We start from the raw sequence: 12,250 nt of genomic DNA, 5'->3' as shown, positions 1-12,250 counted from the left end.
GCTCTCGTCGGATCTGTACGCAGGTTCCCATGGTCCCATGGACGGGGCGATGCGCTCGGTTTGGGCCGGTCGGAGCGTGCCTGGTAGCCTGGGCAGCTGTGTCTCGTATGCCCTCTCAGCTGTCGGGACACAATCCGAAGATCAAACTCTGAACCTGAAAAGGCTCTTTCGTGGCGAACATCAAGTCCCAGATCAAGCGGAACAAGACGAACGAGAAGGCGCGCCTGCGCAACAAGGCCGTCAAGTCTTCGCTCAAGACCGCGATCCGCAAGGCCCGCGAGGCCGTCCTCGCCGGTGACGTCGAGAAGGCCACCGTGGCTTCTCGCGCCGCCGCGCGTGCGCTCGACAAGGCTGTCTCGAAGGGTGTCATCCACAAGAACGCCGCCGCCAACAAGAAGTCGGCGCTGGCCACCAAGGTTGCCTCCCTCCAGGGCTGAGCTCTGATGTGATCGCCGGAACGGACCCAGCGGGCCCTCTCTCCCGCTCCTGACCGGCACCCCGCGCCGCACACGAAGCGTTCGCCACGCGGGTGCGGCGCAACAAGAAGTAACGAAGGCCCCGAGAGCCCCCCTTCCCCAGGGCGGCCCCCGGGGCCTTCGCCTTGCCCGGTCTGCCGGTCTGCCGGACGGCAGACCGGCAGACCGGCAGACCGGTCAGCGGCGCTGGGGGCGGGCCGCCCGGGCCACGGCCACGACCGCCTTCTCCAGGGCGTACTCCGGATCGTCGCCGCCACCCTTGACGCCGGCGTCGGCCGCGGCCACGGCGCGCAGGGCGTCCGCGACGCCGTCCGCCGACCAGCCCCGCATCTGCTGGCGGACCCTGTCGATCTTCCAGGGCGGCATCCCCAGGTCCCGGGCGAGGTCGCCCGGGCGGGCGCCGCGCGGGGCGGAGGCCAGCTTGCCGATGGCCCGCACCGCCTGCGCGAGCGCACTGGTGATCAGCACCGGCGCCACCCCCGTGGACAGCGACCACCGCAGGGCTTCGAGGGCTTCCGCCGCCCGGCCCTCGACCGCCCGGTCGGCCACCGTGAAGCTGGAGGCCTCGGCCCGGCCCGTGTAATAGCGGCCGACCACGGACTCGTCGATCGTGCCCTCGACGTCCGCGCACAGCTGCGCGGCAGCGCTCGCGAGCTCCCGCAGATCGCTCCCGATCGCGTCGACCAGCGTCTGGCACGCCTCCGGGGTCGCCGACCGGCCCAGCGTCCGGAACTCGCCCCGCACGAACGCCAGCCGGTCCGCGGCCTTCGTCATCTTGGGGCAGGCGATCTCCCGGGCTCCGGCCTTGCGGGCCGCGTCCAGCAGCCCCTTGCCCTTGACCCCGCCCGCGTGGAGGAGCACGAGGATGATCTCCTCGAACGGCGCCGCGAGGTACGCCTTGACCTCCTTGACCGTGTCCGCGGAGAGGTCCTGCGCATTGCGTACGACCAGCACCTTGCGCTCGGAGAAGAGCGAGGGACTGGTGAGCTCGGCGAGCGTGCCGGGCTGGAGCTGCTCCGGTGCGAGGTCGCGCACGTCCGTATCGGCGTCGGCGGCCCGGGCGGCCGCCACCACCTCCCGTACGGCGCGGTCGAGCAGCAGGTCCTCCTGCCCCACCGCGAGGGTGAGCGGGGCGAGCGGATCGTCGGTGGAGTTCTTCCTGGTGGCCATCGCGTCCAGCATCCCACGCCGCACTGACAGCCCCCCGCACCGCGGCCTCCCCCGCCGCATCCCCGAGAATGGCCCGGTGAACGTGCGACATGTACTGGTGCTGCCCGACCGCGACGCCGCCGAGGAGGTGGCCCAGGAGGCCGTGGACCGCTTCGGCCTCCCCGAGGAGCCGCAGCTGTTCCGCGACGCCCTCGCCGGCGAGGACGACGCCGAGGACGCCCAGTGGCTCGTGGTCGTCGAGGACCCGCAGGAACGGCTCGACGCCACGGTGCTAGACGGCCTCGCCGCCGAGTACGAGGGATGGCTGGAGACCCCGTAGCCCCGCCGACCCCCCGCGGGCCGCTGCCAGGGCGCGCGTGCCTAGGCCTTGTGCACGATCTGGACGTCCAGCACCACTTCCACGCTCGAACCGATCGCCGCTATCCCCTGGGCCAGCACGGACTGCCAGTTGAGGCTGAAGTCCTCGCGGTGCAGATCCGCGGTCGCCCGGCAGGCCGCGCGCGGCTCGCCCTCCAACCCGGTGCCCAGACCCAGGTACTCGGTGTCCAGGGTCACCGAGCGGCTGGCCCCGTGCAGGGTCAGGGCGCCCGCGACGGCCCAGCGGCTGCCGCTGCGGTGGATGAACCGCTCGCTGTAGAACTCGACCGTCGGGTACCGGGCCGCGTCCAGGAAGTCGGCGGACCGCAGGTGGTCGTCCCGCATCCGCACGCCGGTGTCGATGCTCGCCGCGTCGATGATCACGTGCATGGAGGAGTCCTCCATGCGGTCGGCTATCCGCACCGCACCGGCAAAGGTGTTGAACCGGCCGCGGATCCGGGCGAAGCCGATGTGCTGGGCGATGAAGCCGATGGAGGAATGCGTCGGGTCGATCTCCCAGTGCCCGGGCGCGGGGAGCAGCGGCGGCTCCACGGCGTCGAGCACGATCTCCCCCGTGCCGGGCTGCGCCGGGTCCCCCACCAGCGTCGCCCCGTGGAACGGCGCGTAGCCCTCGGCGGTGACGGTGAGCCGGTACTGGCCCTCCGGCACGGCCGCGGTGAACCCGCCGTACGGATCGGTCTCGCCGCTGACGATGCGCCGCCCGATGGGGTCGGTCACTTCGAACCTGGCCTGTCTGACCGGCTGGTGGACCGTGTCGAGGACACGACAGCTGAGCAGCCGCGCCGTATGAGGCAGCGTCAGTGTCGCGGATGTGTCCTGACCGGCGCTTCCGGCCGTCTCCATCCCCCTTCTGCGACCGAACATGGTTGATGCACCCCCGTGCTGTGTGGACTTGTACCGCTCTGGCGAAGACGCATTCGATCATGCTGTCGGGTTGCGGGCAAACGGAAAGGCGGTGTCCGGTATGCCCGTGTCGGCGCCGCCGCCTGCGCGAGGGGAACGCCCGCATCCCCGGACCGCTCCCGGCCACGGCGATCGAACCGTCGGTATCGGTGCGCAGCACCGTCGCACCCATGGCCCGCAGCCGTGCGAGCGTGCCCGGTGCCGGGTGCCCGTAGCTGTTGCCCTCGCCGACCGGGACGAGCGCGAGCCGGGGCCGGATCCGGCCCTGGAGGCCGGGGTCCTGGTGGGCGGAACCGTGGTGGGCGACCTTGAGGACATCGACCGGACCCAGGTCCGGGCGCGCCCTCAAAAGGGCTTCCTGCGAAGGCGGTTCGAGATCTCCGAGCAGCAGGAGGGTCAGACCCGCACTGCGGACCAGCAGCGCGACGCTGGCGTCGTTGGGCCCCTCCGGGCGCGGCCCCTCGGGCGAGGGCCACAGCACCTGCCACTCCAGCGGCCCGGCCCGCCGCCGCTCGCCCGCCGCGGCCGCCACGACGGGTACGCGCGCGGCCGCCGCGGTCCGCCGGACGAACTCGGCCTGGGCGGCCGGCTCCTCCAGCGTGGTGGTCTGAATCACACCCACGGACCGGCCCCGCAGCACCCCGGACAAGCCGCCGACGTGGTCGGCGTGAAAGTGCGTCAGCAGGAGCAGCGGTACCCGGCTCACTCCCAGGGCGCGCAGGCACTCGTCCACCGGGGCCGCCTGCGGACCGGCGTCCACCACGACGGCCGTGCCCGGGCCCACGGCGAGTACGGCCGCGTCGCCCTGCCCCACCGCGCACTGCACGTAGCTCCAGTCGGGCGGCGGCCAGCGGGTGAGCGTACGGGTCAGCTGCGGCGGCCGCAGTACGGCCAGGAGCAGCAGCACGGCCAGCGCGGTGCACACCCACGGCCGGTGCCTGATCCGCGCGCCGAGCCCCACGACGGCCAAGGTGGCGGCGGCCAGCAGCAGCCCCCCGGTGAGCCCGCCCGGCCAGGCCAGCTCCGCGCCCGGCAGCCGCGCCCCGGTGCGGGCCACGCCGGCGATCCAACCGGCCGGCACCCCGGCGCACCGGGCGAGCAGCTCGGCGACGGGCATGCACACCGGCGCCGCCGCGAGCGTCGCGAAGCCGAGCACGGTGGCCGGGCCCGCAGCGAGCTCGGCGAGCAGATTGCAGGGCACCGCCACCAGGCTCACCCGGGCCGAGAGCACGGCGACCACCGGCGCGCACACCGCCTGGGCGGCCGCGGCGGCCCCGAGCGCCTCGGCGAGCCGGGGCCGCGTCCCGCGCCTGCGCAACGCTTCGCTCCAGCGCGGGCCGAGTGTCAGCAGGGACCCCGTGGCCAGGACCGAGAGCAGGAAGCCGGGGCTGCGGGCGAGCCACGGATCGTGGAGGACCAGCAGCAGGACGGCGGCCGCCAGCGCGGGGATCAGGGACCTGCGCCGCCCGGTGGCGATGGCCAGCAGGGTGATCGCCCCGCAGGCAGCGGCCCGCAGCACGCTCGGCTCCGGCCGGCACACCACCACGAAGGCGGAGGTCAGCGCCGCCCCGCACAGGGCCGTCGCCCGCAGGGACAGCCCGAGGCGGGGCGCCAGGCCTCCCCGCTCGGCCCGCTGCGCGGCGGCGGGCGGGCCGATGAGCAGGAACAGCACCACGGTCAGGTTGGACCCGGACACGGCCAGCAGGTGCAGCAGGTCGGTGGCCCGGAACGCCCCGTCGAGCTCGGGCGGCACCCGGGAGGTGTCCCCGACGACCAGCCCCGGCAGCAGGGCCCGGGCGTCCGGGGCGAGTCCCTCGGTGGCCTCGCGCAGCCCCGCCCGCAGACTCCCGGCGATCCGCTGGACGGTGTCGGGCCCGCCGGTCACCCGCGGCGGGGTGTCCCCCGCGGGGCGCAGCAGCGCCACGGCCCGCTCCCCGGCCCGCCCCGGTGCCAGCCGGGCGACGACCGCGACCCGGGTGGAGGGCTGCAGCCGGGCCCACCCCGGATGGCCGGCCAGCACCCTTACGGGGGTCTCGACCCGGGTCTGCGTGCCGTCGGGCCCGGTCACCCGGGTCAGCACCGCGTCCAGGACCACCGCGGGCGGCCCGCTCCCGCCGCGGGCCGCCCGCGGATCGGAGCCGACGGTGAGCTCGGCCAGGACCCGGGCGTGCTCCCCCGCGAGCCCCACGACGGGCCCGGCCCGCGCCTCGGCCCGCTGCAGGCCCGCCACCCCGGCCCCCGCGGCCGCGCAGAGCAGGGCGGCGGCCGCGGCCGGGCCGATCCGCCACAGCGACTCGGGACGGCGGCAGGCGGCCAGGAGCAGCAGCCCCGCGCCGAGGACTCCGAGCCCGGCCCCGACGGCGGTCCGGCCGGCCGGTGCGTCGAGGGCGAGGGCGGCCGCCGCCCAGGCGGCCAGCGCCGGTACGACCAGGCGCAGATCCACCGGGCCCGGCTCCCCGGGGCCCTTCACGGCCGGACCAGCTTGCGCAGATCGGCGAAGCGCCGCTCGCCGATGCCGTCGACCTGCCGGAGCTCCTCCACCGAGCGGAAGCCGCCGCGGGCGGTCCGGAACTCCACGATGTGCCGCGCCAGCACCGGGCCGACCCCCGGCAGGCCGTCGAGCTGCTCCACGGTGGCCGTGCCGAGGCTCAGCGGCCCGCCGGCGCCACCGCCACCGGCGCCCTGGCCGGCGCCGGACCCCGGCCCGCCCGGGGCCGACTGCGCCGGGGCTCCGACCACCAGCTGCTCGCCGTCGACGAGCACCCGGGCCCGGTTGAGCCCGCTCGTGTCCGCACCGGGCCGCACTCCCCCGGCGGCGGCCAGCGCGTCCTCGACCCGCGCCCCGGCGGGCAGCCGCCGTACACCGGGATCACGCACCCTGCCGCTGACGTCCACCACGATCCGCGCGCCGGCACCTCCACCACCGGTGGCGGACCCGGGGCTCGGCTCCGGGGCCGGAGCCGTCGCGGGGGCGACCACCGCGGGAGCGGTCACCGACTGCGGCCGGGCGGTCCAGAACTGCTGCGCCCCGAAGGCGACGGCGGCGGCCAGCACCACCCCCACGGCCGCCACCGTGCGCGGCTGCACCGCGCACCGGGCCTGGAGCCACATCGGCAGCCGCTCCCGCACGGCGAGCCGCAGCGCGGATCCCCCGGAGAGCCCGGCTCCCCCGGACGGCGGTCCCTCTCCGCCCGGCGGGATCACCACGGGGGTCCCGCCGGGCGGCGGATCGGCCACGGACCGGATCCCGGGCCCCGCACCCGGCGCCACCCCGGAAGGCGGCACGCCACCGCCGGGCGGCGGCCCGCCCCCGAGCGCAGGACCGTCCCCGGGCACAGGACCTCCGCCCAGCAGGGCTTCGGCCCGGCGGCGCACCGCGGCGGGCTCGGGGCCGGGCGGACGCGGACGCCCCCTGCGGTGGCGCAGCCTCCCGTCCGAGAGACGGGACCGGCCGGGACCGCTGGTGGCTCCGGAGGAGGGCGAGGTACGTGTGCGCAGAGTCATGGCACGACGGTAGGGGCGAATCCCGACCCCAGTTCGGAGTTATCAATTCCGGTGGAAATCCCGGCCGCTGTGGATAACCCCGCCACTCGTTCCGGTGATCAGCGGGGTGAGACGACCGCTGCCAGCAGCCCTGGCCCGGTGTGCGCGCCGATCACCGCGCCGACCTCGCTGACGTGCAGCTCGACCAGGCCGGGGATGCGTTCGCGCAGCCGCTGCGCGAGCTTCTCGGCCCGCTCGGGCGCGGCGAGGTGGTGTACGGCCACATCCACGCTGCCCGCCCCGGCGCGCTCCACGGCCAGCTCCTCCAGGCGGGCGATGGCCTTGGACGCCGTACGCACCTTCTCCAGCATCTCGATCCGCCCGCCCTGCAGGGTGAGCAGTGGCTTGACGGCGAGGGCGGACCCCAGGAGGGCCTGGGCCGCCCCGATGCGGCCGCCGCGGCGCAGGTAGTCGAGGGTGTCGACGTAGAAATACGCGGACATGTCCGCGGCCCGCTTCTCTGCGGCGGCCACCGCCTCGTCGACGGAACCGCCTGCTTCGGACACCTCGGCGGCGGCGAGGGCGCAGAACCCGAGGGCCATCGCGACCATGCCGGTGTCGACGACCCGGACGGGCACGGGGGCCGTCTTGGCGGCGACGACGGCGGCGTCGTAGGTGCCGGAGAACTCGGCGGACAGGTGCAGGCTGACGATGCCGGTCGCGCCGGCCTCCGCGGCCGCCCGGTAGGCCCGTACGAACTCCTCCGGGCTGGGCCGGGAGGTGGTGACCGGGCGGCGCTTCTGCAGCGCCAGGGCGAGGCTGCGGGCCGAGATCTCGGTGCCCTCTTCGAGGGCCTCGTCGCCGAGGACCACGGTCAGCGGGACGGAGGTGATTCCGTGCCGCGTCATGGCCGGTTGGGGCAGGTAGGCCGTGGAATCGGTGACGATCGCGACATGGCGGGACATGAGCCGGAGGTTACCGCCCGTGGGGGCACGACGGCAGCCCGACCCCGGGCCGGGGGACGGGAAGGGTGGCGAGCCGCCGCTGCTCGCGGGCGCCCGAGGCTCAGGTCGTCGTTTCCGGCCGCGGCGCCTTCTGCCACGGGTAGCCGGTCTGCGGGGGCGTGGGGTTCAGGGCCGCCGGGGGCTCCGGAGCCCGCCCGGCGGACCCGGCGGAGCCCGTACGCACTCCGGACCCCGCGGGCGGCTGCTGTGCGTCCCAGGCCGCGGCCGCCGCGGCCAGGTCGTCCACCGACTCCCGGGACCAGTCCCGCAGCGCCCCGGATTCGACCTCGATCTGCGCCGACAGCGCCGACAGCTCGTCCTCCGCGAAGCGCCGCGCCCGGTCGCGGGCGGCCCAGCGCAGCGAATCCGCCGCCTCCGTGATCTTGGCGGTCCGCTCCTTCAGCTCGGGCAGCATCGCGCCGATCCGCGCCCGGTCCGGCTCCTGCTCCAGCCGCTTCAGCTCGTCGTCCAGCTCGTACCCGTGCGCGCTCAGCCGCTCGAACAGCCCGATCGACTCCTTCAGCGAGGCATCCGCCTGAACCCCCTGGTAGAGCGCCTGCTGCGTGGCCCGCATCGAGGTCCGCAGGTCCAGCCTCAGCTGCGCCAGCGCCCCCGCCACACCCACCTGCCCGAAGCTCTTCGCCTTCAGCGCCGTGTCCTCCACGGTCCGGCGGGCCTGCGTGATCGTGCGGTCCACGCCGCGCTTGGCCGCCCCGACCGCCTTCACGGTGGCCCAGGCACCCAGTCCCAGGAAGGCGAACAGCACCAACAGGGCAAAGATGATGATCAACGCGCCGGCCTCCATGAGAGGCTCCCTTCCCCTGCCGTCTCCGTCCCCTCCACCGTAAACGCCGCGGGCAGGTCGGGGGTTCCCATCGAACCCCCAACCTGCCCGTACGGGACAACCCCTAGACCATTGGTCACCGAGGTCACACGTCACACGTCACACGTCACACGTCACACGTCACACGACGATGTTCACCAGCTTCGGAGCGCGCACGATCACCTTGCGGATCTCGGCCCCGCCCAGTGCCGCCACGACCGCCTCGTCGGCCAGCGCCAGCCGCTCCAGGTCACCCTCGGAGATCGCCGGCGGCACCTCCAGGCGCGCCTTGACCTTGCCCTTGATCTGCACGACGCAGGTGACGCTCTCGTCCACGACGTACGCCGGGTCCGCGACCGGGAAGTCCTGGTGGACCACCGAGTCGGTGTGGCCCAGGCGGTGCCACAGCTCCTCCGCGATGTGCGGGGCCAGCGGGGCGATCAGCAGGACCAGCCGCTCCGCGACCGAGCGCTCCAGCGGGCGGCCGGCCTTCGTCAGGAAGTTGTTCAGCTCGGTGATCTTCGCGATGGCCGTGTTGAAGCGCAGCCCCGCCATGTCCGCGCCCGCGCCGTCGATCGCCTTGTGCAGCGCGCGCAGGGTGTCCTCGCCCGGCTCGCCGTCCACGACGGTGACCGCGCCGGACTCCTCGTCCACGATGTTGCGCCACAGGCGCTGCAGCAGCCGGTACTGGCCCACCACGGCACGGGTGTCCCACGGACGGGAGACGTCCAGCGGGCCCATCGCCATCTCGTACAGGCGCAGGGTGTCGGCGCCGTACTCCTCGCAGATCTCGTCCGGCGTGACGGCGTTCTTCAGGGACTTGCCCATCTTGCCGTGCTCGCGCTTGACCGGCTCGCCCTGGAAGAAGTAACCGCCGTCGCGCTCCTCGACCTCGGCCGCCGGGACGTACACACCGCGCGCGTCGGTGTAGGCGTACGCCTGGATCATGCCCTGGTTGAACAGCTTGTGGAACGGCTCGGCCGAGGACACGTGGCCCAGGTCGAAGAGCACCTTGGACCAGAAGCGCGCGTACAGCAGGTGCAGCACCGCGTGCTCGGCGCCGCCCACGTACAGGTCGACGCCGCCGTGCGGCGCGCCCTCGCGCGGACCCATCCAGTACTGCTCGATCTCCGGGTCGACCAGCGCCGACGCGTTGTTCGGGTCCAGGTAGCGCAGCTCGTACCAGCAGGAACCGGCCCAGTTGGGCATGGTGTTGGTCTCGCGCCGGTAGGAGCGCACCCCGCGCCCGTCGCCCAGGTCCAGCTCGACGTTGACCCACTCTTCGTTGCGCGACAGCGGCGTCTCCGGCTTCGAGGCGGCGTCGTCCGGCTCGAAGGTGCGCGGCGAGTAGTCCTCGACCTCGGGCAGTTCCAGCGGCAGCATCGAGGCGGGCAGCGGGTGCGCGACGCCGTCCTCGTCGTAGACGATCGGGAAGGGCTCGCCCCAGTAGCGCTGGCGGCTGAACAGCCAGTCGCGCAGCCGGAAGTTGACGGTCCCCTCGCCGATGCCCCGCTCGGCCAGCCAGGCCGTGATGGCGGCCTTCGCCTCGACGACGCCCAGGCCGTCCAGGGAGACGCCCTCACCGGTCGAGTTCACGATGGTGCCGTCGTACGAGGAGAACGCGTCCTCCCACTCCGCCGGGTCGGCGTCGCGGTCGTCCGAGGGCTCCACGACGCAGCGCATCGGCAGCTCGAAGGCGCGCGCGAACTCGAAGTCGCGGCTGTCGTGCGCCGGGACGGCCATGATCGCGCCGGTGCCGTAGCCCATCAGCACGTAGTCCGCGATGAAGACGGGGACCAGGTCGCCGCTGACCGGGTTGACCGCGTACGCGCCGGTGAAGACACCGGTCTTGTCCTTGGCCTCGGCCTGGCGCTCGACGTCCGACTTCGCGGCGGCCTGCTTGCGGTACGCGTCCACGGCCTCGCCGGGGGTCGCGGAGCCGCCGGTCCACAGCTGGTGCGTGCCCTCGGGCCACTCGGCCGGGACGATCTTCTCGACCAGCGCGTGCTCGGGAGCCAGGACCATGTAGGTGGCGCCGAACAGGGTGTCGGGGCGCGTGGTGAACACCGTGATGGCGTCGTCGCCGACCGCGAAGTCGACGCGCGCGCCCTCGCTGCGGCCGATCCAGTTGCGCTGCTGCAGCTTGATGGCCTCGGGCCAGTCCAGCGCGTCCAGGTCGTCGATCAGGCGGTCCGCGTAGGCGGTGATCCGCATGTTCCACTGGCTCAGCTTGGACTTGAAGACCGGGAAGTTGCCGCGCTCGGAGCGGCCGTCCGCGGTGACCTCCTCGTTGGCCAGTACGGTGCCCAGCCCGGGGCACCAGTTGACGGGCGCGTCCGAGGCGTACGCCAGCCGGTGCTCGTTGAGCACGTCGGCCCGCTCGCCCGCGGTCAGCCCGGCCCAGGAACGGCCCCCGGGGACCTCACGGGAGCCGTCCTCGAAGGCGGCGACCAGCTCGGCGATCGGACGGGCCTTGGCCGCGTCGGCGTCGTACCAGGAGTTGTAGATCTGCAGGAAGATCCACTGGGTCCACTTGTAGTAGTCCGGGTCGATCGTCGCGAACGAGCGGCGCTTGTCGTGGCCCAGGCCCAGCCGGCGCAGCTGGACCTTCATGTTCTCGATGTTCGCCTCGGTGGAGACGCGCGGGTGCGTGCCGGTCTGCACGGCGTACTGCTCGGCCGGCAGGCCGAACGCGTCGAAGCCCAGGGTGTGCAGGACGTTGTGGCCGCTCATCCGCTGGTGGCGGGCGAAGACGTCGGTGGCGATGTAGCCCAGCGGGTGGCCGACGTGCAGGCCCGCACCGGACGGGTACGGGAACATGTCCATGATGAACTTCTTGGGGCGCGCGACGACCGCCGCGTCACCCGCCAGGTCACCGGCCGGGTTCGGGGCCTCGTAGGTGCCCTGCGCGTCCCATACGTCCTGCCAGCGTGCCTCGATGTCGGCGGCCATGGCAGCCGTGTAACGGTGCGCCTCGGCCGCCTCGGGGGCCGGGGTGTTCGTCTCGCTCATGATTCCTGAAGCTCCATCGATCGTCTCTGCCGTCTCTGCCTGCCCAAACGAAAAAACCCCTCGCACAGGAGGGGACGCCGCGCCGATGCCGACCGTCTCGGAGGGTCGGCACTGATCAGCGCGGCTCGGTAAGCAGAAGGCGTACGGCACGCATGGCGCCAGGGTACCGCAGCGGGTCCGGCGGCCGCTCGACCGTTCCGCACAACGAGAAGCGGGCCACCCGGATCGGGTGGCCCGCTTCTTCACTGTGGAGCTAAGGAGAATTGAACTCCTGACCTCCTGCATGCCATGCAGGCGCTCTACCAACTGAGCTATAGCCCCTTGTTTCTCTGCCGCCGGGCCCCTGCTCGGTTTCCCTTGCCGGTTCCCCCTGGCGACATCGAGAACATTACACGGTCATGGCCCAGGTCCAAAAATCGGTTTCCGGGCGCTCGACTTTGCCCGTTTCATCCCATGTGCGCGCGGCGGCTCCGCACCCCGGAGCCGGTCGCTACGCTCTCGCGAACTGGTAGAACCGCTTGAGCGTGCAGTGCTCGTCGAGCAGTCGGCCGTAGATCGGCTCCCCCTCCAGCTCGCGGTACGTCTCGATCGGGTCGCCTTTTATGATCAGCGCCCGCGCACATTCCTCGCACCAGTACTGGTAGTCGGGGTTGACCGGGTCCATGTCCCGCACGATCGGCGTGCCGTTGTTGCACCAGTCGCACCGCCGCCGGTGTGCACCCATCCGTCAGCGACTCCCTCCCACGTCGGGCCGTCGACTCCCCCTCCGGCGGTCCCGATTCTGCCACGCGGGTACGGGGCAGGTCAGCAGGCACCGAAGGAACAAACGGAAGGATCCCGCCCCCTGTTGGGGACGGGATCCTGATTGTGGAGCTAAGGAGAATTGAACTCCTGACCTCCTGCATGCCATGCAGGCGCTCTACCAACTGAGCTATAGCCCCGCTCTCCGCCGCGCTCCCCCCGTTTCCGGTGTTCCGCGCTGCGAACAAGAAGAACTCTAG

Annotated in this window: 9 protein-coding genes, 2 tRNA genes and 1 pseudogene; 2 read left to right on the top strand and 10 right to left on the bottom strand. The window is 73.2% G+C overall.

The window, feature by feature from the left end:
- Positions 1-170 precede the first annotated feature (170 nt).
- Positions 171-437, top strand: coding sequence for a 30S ribosomal protein S20 (gene rpsT, locus K7B10_RS26685; protein WP_030010251.1), 267 nt, complete (start codon positions 171-173; stop codon positions 435-437).
- 216 nt (positions 438-653) lie between these two features.
- Here rpsT and holA read toward each other — a convergent pair whose 3' ends face one another.
- The gene (gene holA, locus K7B10_RS26680; RefSeq protein ID WP_229339794.1) at positions 654-1,646 is read right to left on the bottom strand and encodes a DNA polymerase III subunit delta; all 993 of its coding nucleotides are present in this window, start codon (positions 1,644-1,646) and stop codon (positions 654-656) included.
- 76 nt (positions 1,647-1,722) lie between these two features.
- On the opposite strand from holA, the gene K7B10_RS26675 reads away from it, so the two are divergent.
- Complete coding sequence (locus tag K7B10_RS26675) at positions 1,723-1,965, top strand: hypothetical protein (RefSeq protein WP_037635347.1); 243 nt, start codon at positions 1,723-1,725, stop codon at positions 1,963-1,965.
- Between the two features lie 41 nt (positions 1,966-2,006).
- Here K7B10_RS26675 and K7B10_RS26670 read toward each other — a convergent pair whose 3' ends face one another.
- The 9 genes and pseudogenes from K7B10_RS26670 to K7B10_RS26630 form a co-directional block, all read right to left on the bottom strand.
- A complete protein-coding gene (locus K7B10_RS26670; RefSeq protein ID WP_372481467.1) occupies positions 2,007-2,888 on the bottom strand; it encodes a YceI family protein in 882 nt (293 codons plus the stop codon).
- 136 nt (positions 2,889-3,024) lie between these two features.
- Positions 3,025-5,397 (bottom strand): annotated as a pseudogene (locus K7B10_RS26665) (ComEC/Rec2 family competence protein); the annotation flags it as partial.
- Complete coding sequence (locus K7B10_RS26660) at positions 5,394-6,164, bottom strand: ComEA family DNA-binding protein (protein ID WP_308284639.1); 771 nt, start codon at positions 6,162-6,164, stop codon at positions 5,394-5,396. The gene K7B10_RS26660 and the pseudogene K7B10_RS26665, both read right to left, overlap by 4 nt.
- A gap of 365 nt (positions 6,165-6,529) precedes the next feature.
- Positions 6,530-7,375, bottom strand: a complete 846-nt coding sequence (locus tag K7B10_RS26655; RefSeq protein WP_229339788.1) for a DegV family protein — start codon at positions 7,373-7,375, stop codon at positions 6,530-6,532.
- A gap of 100 nt (positions 7,376-7,475) precedes the next feature.
- Positions 7,476-8,219, bottom strand: coding sequence for a hypothetical protein (locus K7B10_RS26650; RefSeq protein ID WP_229339786.1), 744 nt, complete (start codon positions 8,217-8,219; stop codon positions 7,476-7,478).
- A 159-nt stretch (positions 8,220-8,378) separates the two neighbouring features.
- On the bottom strand, positions 8,379-11,249 hold the full coding sequence (gene leuS / locus K7B10_RS26645) for a leucine--tRNA ligase (RefSeq protein WP_229339784.1): 2,871 nt from the start codon (positions 11,247-11,249) through the stop codon (positions 8,379-8,381).
- A 248-nt stretch (positions 11,250-11,497) separates the two neighbouring features.
- Positions 11,498-11,570: transfer RNA gene (locus K7B10_RS26640), tRNA-Ala, on the bottom strand.
- Between the two features lie 169 nt (positions 11,571-11,739).
- Positions 11,740-11,973 (bottom strand): hypothetical protein, encoded by a 234-nt coding sequence (locus K7B10_RS26635; protein ID WP_008738908.1) that lies wholly within the window; start codon positions 11,971-11,973, stop codon positions 11,740-11,742.
- A gap of 144 nt (positions 11,974-12,117) precedes the next feature.
- A tRNA-Ala gene (locus tag K7B10_RS26630) sits at positions 12,118-12,190 on the bottom strand.
- Positions 12,191-12,250: the final 60 nt, after the last annotated feature.

Source organism: Streptomyces flavotricini (genome assembly GCF_020639365.1).
GTDB classification, from domain to species: domain Bacteria; phylum Actinomycetota; class Actinomycetes; order Streptomycetales; family Streptomycetaceae; genus Streptomyces; species Streptomyces flavotricini.
The sequence above is the reverse complement of the archived record's forward strand: the minus strand, read 5'-3'. Positions and strand labels throughout refer to the sequence as shown.